Here is a 16,664-nt window from a genome sequence, read left to right on the forward strand (position 1 = left end):
TCATAAATTTCAATTTCATTTCATTTTTATCACTTTTATTGAGTGAGGATTAGCGATGCAAAAAATCGGTGATATTACGAACACCGCAGACAGTAACGGTGAACACACCAACGGGAATGTCGCAGCGGGTATACCGCCGACTACTGTAGAAGCAGCGTGGTTTAATACCTTGCAACGGGAAATGATTAACGTGTTGCTGAAAGCCGGAATGAAGCCGGATAAGACCAATGACGCCCAGTTGTCTGAGGCAATAGGAAAATTGGTATCTGATTCTCAGGTGGCATTGACTGACAGTTTCGGCCAATCCGGTTCACTGGCCGCCAGTCAGAAATTAGTGACCCATGCCAACGACAACGCCAACAGTCGGCTCGACAAAGCGCAGAACGGGGCGGATATCCCGGATAAGAATACGTTCATTAACAATCTTGGGCTGCGGGATACGGTCAATCAGGTGAAAAATGCGGTTCCGACAAGTCGGAAAATTAACAATAAACCGTTAACGGGCGATATTACATTGATGGCCGGGGATGTGCATGCTTATCCGACCCCGGCTTATTCTGATGGCCTGCCTAGTGATAATTATATCGGCCCCTTTTTAGGTGGACCCAGCGTGGGATGGGCTAAAGGGGTTAGTATTGGCACCCGTGGCGGCGATATCGGGCAAATTTGGATTGATTCAGGAGCGACATTACATACGCGATATTTAAATAAAGGTAACGGTGTTACCCAGCAGCGAATAGTGAGTATTCCCATTGGTGCCATCATTGAGTGGCAATCTGAAGCCTCAATACCTGACGGATTTATGGAAAATAACGGACGGGAATTTGATAAAACCCGATACCCGGACTTATCAAAAGTGTTTCCCAGCGGGCGATTGCCTGATGACCGGGGCTTATTTAAACGTGGATTGGATACCATGGGGGGGGTAAGCCGGGGGCTCGATCCGGGACGTAAATTGGGTACGGTTCAGGACGATGCTATACGAAATATCACAGGGGGTTTTGGCTCGCCAACAACCGAAGGTGGGAATTTTGGTGATGGCGCATTTTCTGTCAAAGTAGGATATGGCGGGCGTCAGGCAGGGGCTGGGGGTAACTATGTTTCATATAGATTTGATGCATCCCGCGTCGTTCCTACGGCAAACGAAAACAGACCTGTTAACAAATCCGTTATTTATATTACGAGAGTATTCTAATGACAAAATATACAACAAATATTCAAATGGCTGAATTTGATGAAAATGGATTGGCCATTGTTGAAGGCTGGGCTGAAGTTTACCTCTGCCATTCCCAAACCCGTGAGTTTTTGGGTAAATCGTATGATCGTGTGCCGCGTGGATTTTCTGTTGTCGCGGATGCGTATTTGGATGCACCAGAGTTACCCAAATCCGATGATATTGCCGTCTGTCGTGCTCCTGATGGTAAATCTTGGGTACATATTCCTGATTACCGGGGGAAAACGGTTTACTATACTGAAACGCGGCAAGAAACAGAGATTGACTATATCGGGGAACTGAAACCGGAACATACCCTGCTGCCCCCCGGAACTGAGTTTGATAAATGGGATGGCAAAAAGTGGGTCACAGACACCACCGCACAGCATCAACATGCCGTACAGCAGGCTGAAAGCCAGCGGCAATCGTTGCTGCATGAAGCTGAGGAAAGAATAAGACAGCTTGAACGCAGAAAACGACTGGAAATGGCGACAGAACAAGAAATCGCGTTATTGCGGGAATGGGAAATCTACAGTGTCAAATTGACCGATATAGATATTTCCACTGCCCCCGATATCGCATGGCCGGAACCGCCGAAGTGAGGAGGGGGCTTAATGCCCCTATCTTCATTCAATAAATAGCCAATAGGTGAGATTAGCGGGTAGTTGGGTGGATTGGGGGAATTGTGGGCAGATGTTGGGGGGCTTGGTGTGGGATGTGAGGCTGGTGTTGAATTGTCTGGATAGGTGGGGTGAGAACAGGGGCGGTGTGCCCCTAATGGGGGGAGAAAGATTTGAGGTTATAGTAATAAAAAACTAAAAGAAAGTTGACGCTATTCTTCATGCATCTTTTTTGCTTAACTCTAAAAAATGCTGTGGTAAACAATCATTATCTGGGAATCCCATGGATTTTAAGTAACAACCAGGAAGGTTTGGTTTTTTACTGATTAATTCCGCTACGTTATTAAGCCAATCTGAGCCTGGTCCAATATTTTTAATAAGGAACCATAATACAGTAATCATGCCGTACATTTTATTATACGCAGATTCTTGTAGATTTAATGCATTAAAGTATTCGTGATCTAGTTCTTTCAGCTTTGGCTCATTGTTTTTATTCCATATCCTTGAATGGTGGGCGCATCTATTTCTTAATACGTTCATTGCACTCAACCAATTTCTTAGGATGGGGCCATTACCTTTAGAAATTCCCAATTTACTCAGAATAGTATCCTGATGCTTCCCGTTTAACATAGCGTAATATTTGGACATTAGACCAAAATCCCACGTTTCGACAACAACCCAAAAAGGAATTCCCTCGTATTCTGCTTTATGCCACTTGATAAAATCATCTTTGCTGGATTCTATTTTGCTATCTTGCTTGTCCATCCATTTTTTTCTTGGGCTGGGTTTATTTGTATCTTTTTTATTTTCTAGTTGGCTAGGATTTATATGTTTATCGTGGCGATATGATAACGGATGAATGGCACCCATTTCATGGGCGATGATAGAGCGGATGAATACTTCAATTCTTTCTAAGGCATCCATCATAAGCAGACGCATTCTTTTGTCAAAAAGATATAAATCGTATACATCCCTAAAACACGTTTCAGGGAGGAATTTATTATCTTTTTTTGTTTTTCCATTTTCTTCCTGTACCGTGATCTGACAAGGAAACCAGAAACCGGACAGACGATAATATCCCACTTGACTGAGTTTTTTCTTTGCGTGTTCTCTATCGTTTATTGTCATCCCTCTGGATTCCAATAGGGCAATTAACTCATCATAGTTTTTATGGGCTTTCATTTGTCTCGACATAAACAGTTCCATGTCTCAGATACAATAAGGCCCAGCCATAACCAATCCTTAACTATCAGGGATTGGCCAGGGGGCCGGGCTCGATTGCGGGCAATTATAGAGATTTTATGGTTTGTTGTCAATGCTGTATTATTTCCTTTTCCGATATAAAATTTCATATATTTTTTTATTTTGGTTTTTTATGCAAAATAAGAGATATTTTTCAGTTTTAATTTCTTTTTTTATGCTAGGGGTAATTATGCATTATCTAGATTAATCATGATTTCTATACTTGCGTCTCGCTGACTTTGTGCAGCATACCAATAACTTTTCCTAATATGTGATCAGAACTTCTTAATCTGTGACATGGGGTGAGAGCTAATTTGTAGGGCCGCAACAAAAAAGTATTCGTTAATTTAATGTTAATAAAATGTTATCATTTGGCGACTCGGAGCCGCTGCTTTTGTGGGGGAAGTGTCGGGGGTTGTTGACTCACTGACGATGCATTTAGGCCACAGAGGGCTAAAAACTGAAACATTTTGATGCAGATAGATGCATTTTGATACACTCTGATGACTAATCAAACAAACTAAATACAGTTTTTATTGTTGAACCTTAGGTTCAAGTAGACTAATATCACCTCAAGGAATATTTATCAATGAGCTAAAACAAGTCGAATTTATAGTTTTAGCTATACTCATGTTTTAGAGGTTTCTCTTATGAGTCAAGCACTTAAAAAGACAAATCGTCTTTGCATTCCACCTCGTGACAAAAGCAAACAAGCACCGCCGCGGGCTGCTAAAGGCGATGGATCTCATATTGATCAAATCAATAATGCTTTTGCATTTGGCTTTGCTCGCTATGATAAGGCGATGGAAGAACTATCAAAGGTGTAAATAAATGTCTTCATGGGTTGCAGAATTTGTTGAAGGTGTGAATTATTTATCAGTTGATGACATCATTTATATAAACAAAACCCTAATTGAGCGACAAACACCGAAAGAGATGATTAAAGTTCTAAAGCCAAACGAATTAGAATCATCTCAAGCTAGACCTAGTTTAGTTAAGTATTATGAACAAACAGATGACATGTTCAGGCTGACGTCTGTTTTGATTGATAGCTTAATACAGAACCATCCGTTTGCTAATGCTAACAAGCGAACAGCCATGATGTCAGGCTATATCTTTTTATTAATTAATGGATATGAACTTACTGCCCCCAATGATGAAGTTGTTGAAATGGCTGTTGGATTGGCGGGAAAAGAATACTCTCTTGAAGAATTAGAAAATTGGTTGTTTCACTGGTCTAGGTCATACGATACTAGAGTTCTATGTTATCCATCACTAGATACTCTAATGAATTGAATGATGCGAATTCATCTTGATTAAATCATGAAATTCTAATTAACCCGCTTCGGCGGGTTTTTCATTTAAGTAACATTCCCCCGCTTCCCAATCCCTTGATCCCCTTAATTTCCGGTTCTGTGACATAATCACGTAAAATCAATGCATTACATAAAGATGAGATTTTTCACCTTTTAACTTCTGCATGGTGCAGGTATCGTTCTGTTTCAAGCGGAGCGATTAGATACCGTTCACTGCCGTCATTTGAAATCGCAGCAGTGTACTTGTTTAACTTTATTCTGTGGAAATTAACTATAGGGATTCCTCCAGTTTAAGGAGTCCTATTGTCGAGGTCATTATCTCAGTGACCTCGAAGAATACCGTGGTCCTCACTTTGGCTGGTCACTCAGCGAAACTTTTCGCTCAGTTCCAATCGGACAAATTTTGGGTTGATCACGCCAATTGGGATTTGAAAGCCCATTTAAGTGGGAATGCCCACTTTGACGATAACTCATTGATATTAAATCAAGCTGCAAATATGCAGTCTGCTTGTATTTTAACCACCAGACTTATTGTCGGTTGGTTACCTCGTTGCATAGAGCAAGAACTGCCCCTCTTTAAGAGGTTCAGTTTGAGTACCGACAATATTGAAAGGAATATCGATATCCTCTGTGAGCCAAAGTGAGGACCTCGGAAGAATCAATGAGTTAATCAACTATGGTGAAGATCACCACGGTTGCCACTGGTTATTGCTTCCGTGAGCGTGGTACAGATGGTACAGTTATTTCGTGTTTTTTTCGTTATAGCGTGATTTTGAATAAATTTGCTAAGTCTCTATTGTGAAAATCACAACGCAGGTGGGCTTGAGTTTAAGCCGTCATAGTAAAATCCTTATAAAACAACATGGTCAAAATCGTGACCATCTTTAAGGTGTGATATTCCACCTTGGGTATTGTGATTTCCGCAATACCTTTTAACTATTTGATGTTCAATCAAGCTGCAAATATGCAGCTTGGTCATAGTTTGAGCATTGAGAATATCGGTAGGCAAAAAGAAAAGGATAGCACGGCGAATGCTACCCTTTGGCGTAAAGCACATTTGCTTTACAAGATAAATCAATTAGTTACCCGTAATCCAAATCTGGTTTACGAAGAATTACAACAACTTAAGAGGCAACCCTCTTTAAGAGGTGTGGTTAGTTATTACTCAATCAACTTACCATCTTTAAGAGGGGGAGTGAACCAAGTCAATATTATTGACTTGGTTAGTTATTGCTCAGATGATGCTTTGGTTTTGCGTTGCTGGAGTTCTTCCTGTGCAACACTGATAAGTAATCTTATTTCTTCATTGACTTTTGTACCGATTTCTTCGACTCGGGCAAGGGCATCAAGGGACGAGAGTAGTGGATCTTTACAGTTGCCCTCACTTTGGTAATAGCTCTTTGATGATAGGCACCATTTAATGGTATTGAATAAGTGCAATATTAAAATTAAACGCAATATTTAGTGTAGAACTTTCTTACTTTGGGCTTTACGTGAGGGGAAGTATTAAATCCGTTCAGTATTCTATCAAACACATCATTACGGCAGGGTTCTGATACTCTGATATCACCAGCAATGACTTGACTTGTCACTGTATCAACTCCCAGTATCTCAGCTTTTTTATAAAGAATATAACTATCATGCTTTACAAAAGGATGATCGCCAACACTTAAAATACAGGTGTTGTCATATTCAATATCGGAATAAATAGTGGTTAAATTAACAGCAAGAAAACATTCTTTGGTAAGTTGAGGGTAAAGCACGGGATCACTACAAATAAAGAACAAATGTTCCTTCGCACCTGTAAGCAACATTATGGTTCCCTTTTTAACAGGTGCAAAGTTAATTGTCATACTAATCCGCTAATAACCCGATCTAGTTCGTTTTGTTCTCGCATCCTGTTTGCAAGTTGTATCGCAACTTCATTTGATTTTCCAAGGGCAAAGAAAACGTTTTTTGGGTCGATCGGGTATGAACCACCGTGAGGATCGATCCACTCAGGGCAATGCGAGTGCGTGTAGTCCCTTATCTCCCATTGTGTCATATAACCGTATTCTGAATAAACGCCATTCAGAACAGCAAGCTCAGCATCTGTTAATTCGTCATATTCATCGCGCTCAACTGATGGTAGCTTTGTCTCCAGTTCATAATTACTAGCGCCAGCAATCCACCTTCCCCAGCCCTCATCTGAACCTTGGCTAGAGCCATTCATTAAATCGAGTGAATATGAAAGTACGGGTCCGTGAGGCATAGATACCATACGGTCACCACTGATTGACTCCCCGTATTTCCTCATATGCTCCCTGTCAGATAGATACATGAGCTTCATGAGTTTCAGGTATGCCATGCGCCCGCCACCTTTCGATAACAGGTACGCAGCCATTTGGGCTACTTTTATTTCGCAAAACATAGAAACCTCCAATGAATCCGTGTTATCAAATTGATAACTCTCACGGAGGAGTATATCTTAAGGCGTGAATATTCTCTATTATTTCTGTCTTTTTTGAGACATTTTACACCTAATTTTCTTCATAAAATACACATAATAAATTGATTTGTAAGATAAAAATAAATACATTGCAAATGTCATTTTTTTGTGATTTTCAGGGTTTATTAACACCACACCCTAACCTATTCCTGCCACCCCAGAATTATTTTCTCTGAGGTGGTGATCCGTTCCCCGATTTCAAATCAGACAAATTTTTATCTGGTTCCCACATGTTAAAGGGCAGATTTCTGCCCTATAGTGATAGTAGTTTTGCTAATCTAGCTGGTTATCACTTTATCCCGGATATTTTATCAATATGATCAGAGAACCATTGCATCATTTCTCGGCGTTTATCTAGGTATTGGGCGTGATTATATATACCTCGAATACTATTGCGATCAGCGTGTGCTAGTTGGCGCTCAATTAAATCGTGTCTAAAACCATGCTCATTAAGAATGGTACTGAATTGGTGGCGGAAGCCATGACCACTAGCGATCCCATCATAACCAATTTGTCTAATCACCTGTAATACAGCGTTCTCACATATTGGTTTTTTCTTGTCGTTTCTGCCAGCAAATACAAAATTAGAAATACTGGAAGTCATAGGCTGAAGGGTTTTTAGTAATGCCGCGACCTGATTTGACATTGGAACTATACCAATTTAACTCCAAGATGCAGGCTTGTTATGATTATTTATTCTATAAAATCAGTATTATATGAATTTTTAATCATGCATCTTCAAGTTTGTTGAGTATACATGCAATTTCCGGTTTTTCATAATTTCAGGTTCTATAGTAATGAGTTTATTGTCAAAATCGACATTAACCCATTTCATACTACGCAGCTCATTTGTACGCAATGCTGTATACTGCAAAATCTGAGTAGCAACTCTTGAAATAATGCTGCCTGAATATGAGGATAATGCCTGATTAAATGCGGGAATCTGGTCTGCTGTCAGGAATGGGAAATGCTTCTTCTTGTATCCGGTCATTGCGCCCGCTAAATCTGGAGCAGGGTTATATTTCGCTCTACCAGTTACTATCGCATACCTGAACACTTCACCGCATCTACGTCTTGCCTTACTTGCCCTTTCCATAGCTCCACGTTCTTCGAACTGACGGATTACTTTGAGTAGAACCATTGGTTCTATTTCTTCCATTGTCATATGACCAATACAGGGTAGAATGTCGGTTTGAAACATGCTTTGTAATTCTTTTGCATATCTTTCAGACCAGACAGTTTTTTTGAATTGATACCATTCATTATATATAACAGCGAACGTATCAGGGGCTTCATTATTTTTCTGTTTTGGCATGGCTGGTTCCAGGTCTCCGCCATTAGCAAGGACAGATTTAGCTTCAGCATGCTTTAACCGGGCTGTGACCAGTGGAACTTCTGGGTATGTGCCAATAACATGAGTTTGCTCTTTCCCATTTTTACGGTATCTAAAACGCCAAATTTTACTCCCTGTTTTCGATACAAAGAGAAATAAACCTCCTCCATCAGCAAGGCGATAGGCTTTGTCTTTAGGTTTGGCTGACTCAATCTGCTTTATCGTTAACATGTGGGCATCCCAAGTGGCTAATTGAATTGATGCCCACAAATATGCCCACATTTTGCTGGTGTAGTCAAGTTATACAGGGTAACAGTGGGTAACACTAACTCTGCTTTAAATAAGGATTTTTTTATTTTCTGGTTATGCTTGGTAATGCGGAGTTACTTGTTCTTGGCGCCCCCTGCAGGAATCGAACCTACAACTAGCCCTTAGGAGGGGCTTGTTATATCCATTTAACTAAGAGGGCGAATAAAACAGGGCACAGTATATCTCTTTTTCTTTCCTGAGATAAGATATAACGAACTGTTTGCCTATATAATCATCAATCATTTTGATTACCATTAAAGAAAAATTGGCAGTATATTTAACATATTGGCGGCTATTGGCTGAAAGGCATAATGCTCGAAAACAGACAATGGCAAAAAGTAATCATGTGGAGAACAATATGAAGTATCGTCTGAGCGGGGTTGCTCTTACTGCTGTATTACTGGTGGGATGCGCGAGTTCATCGAATACGAATGAACAGGGGCGCTCTGATCCGCTGGAAGGGTTCAACCGCACCATGTTCAACTTTAACTATAATGTTCTCGATCCTTATATATTACGGCCTGTCGCGGTAGCTTGGCGTGATTATGTGCCAATGCCTGCACGAAACGGTGTTGGTAATTTCATGAGTAATCTTGAAGAGCCGGCCAGTATGGTTAATAGTTTTCTGCGTGGTGATATCAACGAAGGTGCGAAGCACTTTAATCGGTTCTTTTTGAATACTATTCTGGGCATGGGGGGGCTTATTGATGTTGCTTCGATGGCGAACCCCAAACTGGTAAAACAGGATCCAATGCGTTTTGGTAGTACGCTGGGGTACTATAATGTTGTTTATGGTCCTTATGTGGTTTTACCGGGTTATGGCAATTTTACCGCACGTGACGAAGGGGGTAATTTAGCAGATATGACTTACCCTGTTTTAAGCTATCTCACGCCTTGGATGTCTGTAGGGAAATGGGTATTTCAAGGTATTGAAACCAGGGCGCGTTTATTGGATTCAGATGGCTTGATGAAAAACTCTTCTGATCCGTATCTAATGATGCGCGAGGCTTATTTCCAACGTCATGACTTTTTGGCTAATGGCGGTAAGCTGATACCAGAAAAAAATCCGAATGCTGCTGCTATTCAGGATGAGCTGGATTCTATCGACTAATTTTATAGAGAGATTAAAAAAGGATAGCTCAGGCTATCCTTTTTTAGATCATGGAAGATGATTAGAATGTGTAGTTAAGGCCTACACCGAACAGCCATGCAGTTCCTTTTGAATCGAATTCATATGGTGCACTGAAAGGTCCTTGTTGAGCTTCTTTTGGTAATTTTTCACTCACATGGACTTTTTTACCGTGCATGTAGGAAACACCAACATCTACAGAGGCATCTTTATTAAATGCGTAAGTGGTTCCCGCACTTAGCCAGAAGCGATTTTGGTCTGGGATAGAGATAGAACGATTCTGAGCTGGTACAGGGCTTTCATCGAAAGCGATACCGGTACGGAAAGTCCAGTTATCGTCATGATAATAAGTTGTTCCTAGTGAAATACGGTAGGCATTACGGAATCCTTCGTGTTTTTCGAATAGATCTTCTCCCTTACCGTTTTTAGGTTTACCCCTCAATTCTTTAAATTCGTTCCAGCCAGTGTAGAGGAAGCTATAGTGGATTGCCCATTGAGGTGCTACACGGTTGTAACCGGAGATTTCCCACATATCAGGCAGGTTCAGATCTAACGTTCCTTTAACTGTATTTCCACCTAACCCACCTGGTAGTAGTACTGGTTTGTCGTTGCTGTAATCACCGTTTTTAAACTTCACTTTGACTTTCGAACGATAAGTCAAACTATAACGATTGTTTTCATCAAACTGGTACAGAAGACCCGCATTCCAGCTATAACCCCAATCTTTGCCTTCCAGACGAGCTGCTTCTGCGGTTGCTGGGATGTTAATATTAAGTTTTTTATATTTAAGTGTTAATGCAGGCCCTAATTCACCCATATGGCGAATAATTTCAGCATCAGCATAAACTGCATTCACACCTAAACCAAAACTGAACTGATCATTCAGCTTATATGCACTGCCCAGATTAAAGTTTACAGTCTTGAGTGAGGTCTTCCCACCAAGCGAACCCGCAGTATAATTATTGCTGAAATTTGTGGCTAAGCCAAAGTTACTTGTGGCTGATGCGCCAACAAACCATTGCTCAGTGATTGGTGTAATAAAATGCAGGTTTGGTATCGGAGCATTTGGTGCAATATTTTTCGCATCAGTGCTGTGTTTAAGCGGGGACTGGCCTGTGATATCAACGCTTGGTTTGACATAAATAAGGCCGCCAGAAAATGATGGACGATCAAATAGGGTCATGGCGGCAGGGTTGCGGCTACCTTCAGAAGCATCTTCTGCAACGACACCTGCTCCAGAAAATGCCCGGCCTAGTCCTGATGATGAATATTCATTCAATTGAAAACCAGCAGCACTAGCGTTAGATGAAATAATTGCAACCGCCACTGCTAATGCTGAACGTGTAAATAGGTTTTTCTGGTTCATAACCAAAACCTCATTGTTTAATTATTATTTAACATGCTACTCAATGTAGCTGAGAGCGCGGAATTGTAGAGTCAGTTTATCATAATGACAAATCAGACCAGTGCGGGAAGTATAGGCCCGACCTCATAATGTGTTGCAAGAATGTTTTTAAAATATGATGAAATTGATTACAGAAATGGGACTTGCTTAACAAAAAAGAGACAACTCAGATTGATAAATTGTAAATAAAAAGCCTTTAGTGTGCTGAGATCAATAAATAGTAAGATAAATGATATTAAACAATGTAATTACTGGTTAGCAAAGGGAAAGATAACGTAAAATCAGTCGCAGATTTTCATAGTCGGAGAAATAAAATGACTGATGCAATTAAACGTTGTTATGCAGAAGAAACTGCCGCCTGTTGCTGGCAACTGACAGTGGATCTTACGTTTAGTTGTCAGGCAGAAGTAATGATATTCCAGTTAGGATTGCGTTAGTTTTATCTTGAGTCAAAGTTTTTGGCAACTGTTTTCCACTGTAGTTTAAGGTAGTAGAAAAACTGACTCTTATCTGTGGTAACCAATGATTATTTCTTTATCTTTTTCTTACATACTATTTGTTCAAGTTGTGTAGATTATAAATATATTAAAGTTGCGCTTGCTCGCAATTTTAGTTTATTTCTGTTTGCTATTCTTCAACATTGCGTTAACAATGCTCCATCAGGTCTGACCTCTTATGAGGTGAGTAAATATTTTTAATAAATTGATTTAGTTAATGATTATTTCAGGAGTTGCTATGAGTCGTTCTTCAACAAAAGTGGCACAACAAAAGGAACGAGTGGCTATTGTCAGTGGATTGCGCCTTCCTTTTGCGAAACAGGCGACTAACTACCACGGTATTCCGGCTGTTGATTTAGGAAAAGCTGTTGTTAGTGAGTTGGTCATCAGAAGTGGGCTGCCACCAGAGAAGATCGACCAATTAGTTTTTGGGCAAGTTGTTCAAATGCCGGAAGCACCAAATATTGCGAGGGAAATCGTATTAGGTGCCGGTTTAAGTGTCAGTACAGATGCGTATAGTGTTTCCCGGGCCTGTGCGACCAGCTTTCAGGCAATAGCGAATGTAGCAGAAAGCATTATGGCTGGGGCAGTGAATGTGGGGATCGCGGGTGGTGCTGATTCTTCTTCAGTCTTGCCAATCGGGGTAACCAAATCATTGGCTCGTACGCTGGTTGATATGAACAAAGCTAAAAGCCTGTCGCAACGCCTTAAATTACTTAGTAAATTGAAGTTAAAAGATTTACTGCCAGTATCCCCCGCTGTTTCTGAATATTCAACGGGGTTAAGAATGGGAGATACGGCTGAGCAAATGGCGAAAACCTATCATATCAGTCGTAAAGAGCAGGACGAATTGGCTCACCGTTCTCATGTATTAGCTGCTAAAGCCTGGGAGCAGGGATTATTGCGTGATGAAGTGATCTCTGCACATTTCCCGCCATACCATGAATCTTTGCTGGAAGATAATAATATCCGTAAAAATTCAGAACTCACCTCTTACTCTAAATTACACCCTGCCTTTGACCGCAAACATGGTTCAGTAACTGCCGCCAATAGTACACCGCTGACGGATGGTGCGGCAGCGATTGTTTTGATGAGTGAATCTGCGGCTAAAGAGCTTGGCATGACTCCATTAGGTTATTTACGCAGTTATGCCTTCTCAGCAATTGATGTTTGGCAGGATATGCTATTGGGGCCGTCTTATGCGACTCCGTTGGCGTTGGACAGAGCTGGTATTACTTTGAATGAACTTTCGCTCATAGATATGCACGAAGCATTTGCTGCCCAAACCCTCACGAATTTAAAAATGTTTGCCAGTGAAAAGTTTGCCCGCGAGAAATTAGGGCGCTCTCAGGCAATGGGTGAAGTGGATATGGATAAATTCAATGTATTAGGCGGTTCAATTGCTTATGGTCATCCGTTTGCTGCGACTGGAGCCAGAATGGTGACTCAGACACTGAATGAGTTGCGCCGTCGTGGTGGTGGGCTTGGATTGACAACAGCTTGTGCTGCCGGTGGATTGGGTGCAGCGATGGTATTGGAGGTAGAATAATGGCTCAGGCTGAAAAAGAAATAATCATGTCAGAGACTCAATCGGTATTCAGTTTTTCTGTCAGAGATGACAAGATTGGCGTTATTACGATTGATGTCCCGGGTGAGAAGGTCAACACACTGAAAGCAGAGTTTGTTGAACAATTTTTGACAGTTTTTGAGAAGGCACAACAAGTTTCCGGCTTAAAAGGTTTGGTAATTGTGTCCGGCAAACCCGATACATTTATCGCTGGTGCAGATATCACTATGATCGCAGGCTGCCAAACCCAACAAGAAGCAACGAAATTGGCTGAAAAAGGTCAAGAATTATTTGCCCGGATTGCTAATTATTCTTTACCGATTGTTGCCGCCATTCATGGTGCATGCCTAGGCGGCGGTCTGGAGTTAGCATTAGCCTGCCATGCGCGTGTTTGTTCTCTGGATGATAAGACGCGCCTTGGTTTACCGGAAGTGCAGCTCGGGTTATTACCCGGTTCGGGGGGAACTCAGCGATTACCTCGTCTGATAGGTGTCAGTTCTGCTTTGGATATGATGCTGACAGGCCGCCAACTTAAGGCAAATCAGGCAAAACGTCTGGGTGTTGTAGATGATGCGGTTCCTTTGGATATTTTGCTGAATGTCGCTGTTCAATATGTCAAAAAAGGAATAATTAAGCGTAAGCCGTTAGCATGGTCACAGCGTCTGTTGGCAAGTGCCTTGGGCAGGCCACTGTTGTTTCGGATGGTTCAACAAAAAACACGGGCCAAAACTCACGGCCATTATCCGGCACCAGAGCGGATTATTGATGTCGTTCGTACCGGACTGGAAAAAGGGCAAAAGACGGGTTTTCAGGCGGAAGCCAAAGCATTTGGTGAACTGGCTATGTCGTCAGAATCGGAAGCATTGCGCAGCCTGTTTTTCGCCGCCACCTCATTAAAAAACGAAACGGGTTCTTCAGAACAGCCAGTTAAGATCAAGCACGTGGGGATTTTGGGTGGTGGTTTGATGGGGGGCGGAATTGCCAACGTTACTGTAACTCGCGGTAATTTACCTGTCCGCATCAAAGATATTAATGAAAAAGGTATCAATCAGGCGCTTAAATATACATGGGATCTGCTTTCTAAACGAGTCAAACAACGACGTCTGAAACCGTCGGAGCGTTCCCGTCAGATGTCTCTGATTTCCGGCTCAACTGATTATAGTGGCTTTAAACAAGTTGACATTGTGGTAGAAGCCGTGTTTGAAGATCTGGTACTGAAACGTAAAATGGTCTCAGAAATTGAGGCACACACAAAACCGGAAACTATTTTCGCCTCCAATACCTCTTCATTGCCAATTCACCAAATTGCAGCGGTTGCTAAACGCCCAGAGCATGTTATCGGTCTCCACTATTTCAGTCCAGTTGATAAAATGCCATTGGTGGAAGTGATCCCACATGCAGGAACCAGTGAAAAAACAATTGCAACGGCGGTAGCGCTGGCGAAAAAACAGGGTAAAACAGCGATTGTCGTTGGTGATAAAGCAGGGTTCTATGTTAACCGAATTTTGTCCCCTTATATCAATGAAGCTGGTTATTGTTTGGTAGAAGGTGAACCTGTTAACCATATCGATAAGGCGTTAGTTGATTTCGGTTTCCCGATTGGGCCAATCAATTTGCTGGATGAGGTCGGTATTGATGTTGGAACAAAAATAATTCCTGTCCTGATAGAGCAATTAGGTAGCCGATTTACTCCATCGGCAATTCTGGATGCAGTATTGAATGACAATCGTAAAGGCAAGAAAAATGGTCGTGGTTTTTATTCCTACGAGGTCAAAAAGACTAGATTTTGGTCATTTAGAAAAAGCAGTAAAGAGGTTGACTCTTCTATCTATTCTCTGTTGAAAATTAAGCCTAATGCTAAGATGTCTCCATCAGACGTTGCTCAGCGTTGTTTAATGCCGATGTTAAATGAAGCTGTTCGTTGTTTGGATGAAGGTATCATCCGAAGTCCTCGTGATGGTGATATTGGTGCAGTGTTTGGTATTGGCTTTCCGCCATTTCTGGGAGGGCCATTCCGTTATATGGATAAACTAGGTAGTAATAAAGTTGTGGAAATTTTACGTCGCCTGGAGCAACAATATGGAGAAAGATTTGCGCCTTGTGAACGTCTGGTTCAGATGGCTGAACAGAATAAAAAATTTTATGAATAATTTATAGTTTTTGTGGAATCAATTATATCGGCTCTTTTAACTCAAGAGCCGATTTTTTATGCCAAATAATTTCTTATTATTATAATATTTTTACTTGTTGGGTAAATGAAATAATAACAACCAAACAAGACATATATAATTCGTCATTAGTGATTTTATTTGTTTCTATTTTGAGGCAGAATGCCTATCAATTCTAATTGATTTCCTTCTGTTTAGATGTTGTAGTCAATAATATGATTTTTTTCATAATTAATTACCTAAAAGCGATGTAATCTAAAATTTAACTCAACGGTGAATTATGTTCGTTTTTATTATGCGTCACGGTGATGCGGCTTTTGATTCAATCAGCGATGCAATGCGAGAATTAACGCCACGTGGTTGTCAGGAGTCACAGAAAATGGCCCTTTGGCTTGCTCAACAGTTGCCTGATATCGATTGTGTCTTAGTCAGTCCCTATATCCGGGCAGGGCAGACTCTGAAAGTAGTTCGTGAAAACCTGACATTGCCTGATAGTGAGGAGGTGTTAAAGGAGTTAACACCATCGGGTGACGCGGCACTGGTAGCGAGCTACTTACAAGTTTTGGCAATGCACGGGAAAAAAGCAGTATTGTTAGTTTCCCATTTACCTTTGGTTGGTTATTTAGTGTCTGAGCTTTGTCCTGCACAAACTCCGCCTATGTTTACAACATCCGGTATTGCTTGTGTAGAGTTGGATCACCAGATAGAGAAAGGCCGCCTATTATGGCAAACCTCTCCAGCACACTTAGTGACAAACAATATTAGTGATAAACAATAAGTGACAAAATCCTAGTTAATCAAAGGAGAATTCACATTTAACGCTGTATAAACTCATCCTGTTCTACCAAAATGAGCAGTGCAGCGTTTCCTCCCCACTCTTTGGGAGCTTGATGAAAAGCAATAATATCGGGATGTTGAGCGAGCCATAATGGTGTTTGTTGCTTAAGAATATGCTTACCGTGACCATGCATAATACAGGCACAATAGACTGTTTCACGGCGGCAGGCGGCTATCAAGGCTCCAATTTCCTGTTTAGCCTGCAACTGGGTTAATCCATGTAAATCCAGAAAAAGCTCAGGGGGATAGTCTCCTCGACGTAACTTCTTCAGTTCATAATGATTGGCACCTTCACGTACATAGCGGGTCGGGCCTTCCATATCGAGATTGGGTTGGAATTCATCAGAAAAATAGTAACTAGCATCAACCTGCTCTTGCATTAGACGTTCAGGAGCAATCTGGCTGATTTTTTTTCTTCTGGGGGAGTGTAAGACTTTATCTTGAGCAATACGACGGGTTCCCGCAACAGACGTTCTAAATAGACTGATGTCTTCTTCATTTAATGTTATTTTCTTCTTCATTACATACTAATTTTATTAA

Annotated in this window: 15 protein-coding genes, 1 tRNA gene and 2 pseudogenes; 11 read left to right on the forward strand and 7 right to left on the reverse strand. The window is 41.2% G+C overall.

From position 1 onward, the window contains the following. Positions 1 to 55: 55 nt before the first annotated feature. From Xbud_RS21360 to Xbud_RS12690, 3 genes and pseudogenes are all read left to right on the forward strand, one after another. Positions 56 to 188 (forward strand): annotated as a pseudogene (locus Xbud_RS21360) (pyocin knob domain-containing protein); the annotation flags it as partial. A gap of 20 nt (positions 189 to 208) precedes the next feature. Then, positions 209 to 1,195 (forward strand): phage tail protein, encoded by a 987-nt coding sequence (locus Xbud_RS12685; protein ID WP_422645748.1) that lies wholly within the window; start codon positions 209 to 211, stop codon positions 1,193 to 1,195. Beyond that, complete coding sequence (locus tag Xbud_RS12690; protein WP_099136407.1) at positions 1,195 to 1,815, forward strand: tail fiber assembly protein; 621 nt, start codon at positions 1,195 to 1,197, stop codon at positions 1,813 to 1,815. Before Xbud_RS12685 ends, Xbud_RS12690 begins: the two co-directional genes overlap by 1 nt. Positions 1,816 to 2,052: 237 nt before the next feature. Here Xbud_RS12690 and Xbud_RS12695 read toward each other — a convergent pair whose 3' ends face one another. Beyond that, entirely contained in the window at positions 2,053 to 3,027 is a 975-nt protein-coding gene (locus tag Xbud_RS12695) for an Abi family protein (RefSeq protein ID WP_099136408.1), read from the reverse strand. 698 nt (positions 3,028 to 3,725) lie between these two features. On the opposite strand from Xbud_RS12695, the gene Xbud_RS19840 reads away from it, so the two are divergent. The 3 genes from Xbud_RS19840 to Xbud_RS20200 all read left to right on the forward strand — a co-directional run bounded on the left by Xbud_RS19840 (position 3,726) and on the right by Xbud_RS20200 (position 5,784). Continuing rightward, entirely contained in the window at positions 3,726 to 3,902 is a 177-nt protein-coding gene (locus Xbud_RS19840; RefSeq protein ID WP_169923068.1) for a hypothetical protein, read from the forward strand. Positions 3,903 to 3,906: 4 nt separating this feature from the next. Continuing rightward, the gene (locus tag Xbud_RS12700) at positions 3,907 to 4,371 is read left to right on the forward strand and encodes a type II toxin-antitoxin system death-on-curing family toxin (RefSeq protein ID WP_099136409.1); all 465 of its coding nucleotides are present in this window, start codon (positions 3,907 to 3,909) and stop codon (positions 4,369 to 4,371) included. A 924-nt stretch (positions 4,372 to 5,295) separates the two neighbouring features. Further along, positions 5,296 to 5,784: a hypothetical protein gene (locus Xbud_RS20200; RefSeq protein WP_211283525.1), complete on the forward strand. Its 489-nt coding sequence runs from the start codon at positions 5,296 to 5,298 to the stop codon at positions 5,782 to 5,784. Positions 5,785 to 5,839: 55 nt separating this feature from the next. Here the strand turns inward: Xbud_RS20200 and Xbud_RS20565 are convergent, their stop codons facing one another. The 4 genes and pseudogenes from Xbud_RS20565 to Xbud_RS12735 all read right to left on the reverse strand — a co-directional run bounded on the left by Xbud_RS20565 (position 5,840) and on the right by Xbud_RS12735 (position 8,681). Next, positions 5,840 to 6,244: a hypothetical protein gene (locus Xbud_RS20565; RefSeq protein ID WP_244589948.1), complete on the reverse strand. Its 405-nt coding sequence runs from the start codon at positions 6,242 to 6,244 to the stop codon at positions 5,840 to 5,842. Beyond that, positions 6,241 to 6,738: a Panacea domain-containing protein gene (locus Xbud_RS12720; protein WP_244589949.1), complete on the reverse strand. Its 498-nt coding sequence runs from the start codon at positions 6,736 to 6,738 to the stop codon at positions 6,241 to 6,243. Before Xbud_RS12720 ends, Xbud_RS20565 begins: the two co-directional genes overlap by 4 nt. A 430-nt stretch (positions 6,739 to 7,168) precedes the next feature. Next, positions 7,169 to 8,494, reverse strand: a pseudogene (locus Xbud_RS21365) (tyrosine-type recombinase/integrase). A 112-nt stretch (positions 8,495 to 8,606) separates the two neighbouring features. After that, positions 8,607 to 8,681 (reverse strand) — tRNA-Arg (locus tag Xbud_RS12735). 198 nt (positions 8,682 to 8,879) lie between these two features. On the opposite strand from Xbud_RS12735, the gene mlaA reads away from it, so the two are divergent. Continuing rightward, positions 8,880 to 9,632: a phospholipid-binding lipoprotein MlaA gene (gene mlaA, locus Xbud_RS12740; protein ID WP_099136414.1), complete on the forward strand. Its 753-nt coding sequence runs from the start codon at positions 8,880 to 8,882 to the stop codon at positions 9,630 to 9,632. Between the two features lie 61 nt (positions 9,633 to 9,693). Here mlaA and fadL read toward each other — a convergent pair whose 3' ends face one another. After that, positions 9,694 to 11,016 (reverse strand): long-chain fatty acid transporter FadL, encoded by a 1,323-nt coding sequence (gene fadL, locus Xbud_RS12745; RefSeq protein ID WP_099136415.1) that lies wholly within the window; start codon positions 11,014 to 11,016, stop codon positions 9,694 to 9,696. A gap of 353 nt (positions 11,017 to 11,369) precedes the next feature. On the opposite strand from fadL, the gene Xbud_RS19570 reads away from it, so the two are divergent. The 4 genes from Xbud_RS19570 (at position 11,370) to sixA (ending at position 16,065) form a co-directional block, all read left to right on the forward strand. Further along, on the forward strand, positions 11,370 to 11,492 hold the full coding sequence (locus Xbud_RS19570) for a DUF406 family protein (RefSeq protein WP_145956633.1): 123 nt from the start codon (positions 11,370 to 11,372) through the stop codon (positions 11,490 to 11,492). 298 nt (positions 11,493 to 11,790) lie between these two features. Continuing rightward, positions 11,791 to 13,101, forward strand: a complete 1,311-nt coding sequence (gene fadI / locus Xbud_RS12750) for an acetyl-CoA C-acyltransferase FadI (protein ID WP_099136416.1) — start codon at positions 11,791 to 11,793, stop codon at positions 13,099 to 13,101. Continuing rightward, positions 13,101 to 15,269 carry a fatty acid oxidation complex subunit alpha FadJ gene (fadJ, locus tag Xbud_RS12755; protein ID WP_099136417.1) on the forward strand — a complete coding sequence of 723 codons (2,169 nt, stop codon included), beginning with the start codon at positions 13,101 to 13,103 and terminating at the stop codon, positions 15,267 to 15,269. The genes fadI and fadJ overlap by 1 nt, the downstream gene beginning before the upstream one ends. Before the next feature lie 298 nt (positions 15,270 to 15,567). After that, positions 15,568 to 16,065, forward strand: coding sequence for a phosphohistidine phosphatase SixA (gene sixA / locus Xbud_RS12760; protein WP_099136418.1), 498 nt, complete (start codon positions 15,568 to 15,570; stop codon positions 16,063 to 16,065). Positions 16,066 to 16,102: 37 nt separating this feature from the next. Here the strand turns inward: sixA and smrB are convergent, their stop codons facing one another. Then, entirely contained in the window at positions 16,103 to 16,645 is a 543-nt protein-coding gene (gene smrB, locus Xbud_RS12765) for an endonuclease SmrB (RefSeq protein WP_099136419.1), read from the reverse strand. Positions 16,646 to 16,664: the final 19 nt, after the last annotated feature.

Source organism: Xenorhabdus budapestensis, from assembly GCF_002632465.1.
Classification (GTDB): Bacteria; Pseudomonadota; Gammaproteobacteria; order Enterobacterales; family Enterobacteriaceae; genus Xenorhabdus; species Xenorhabdus budapestensis.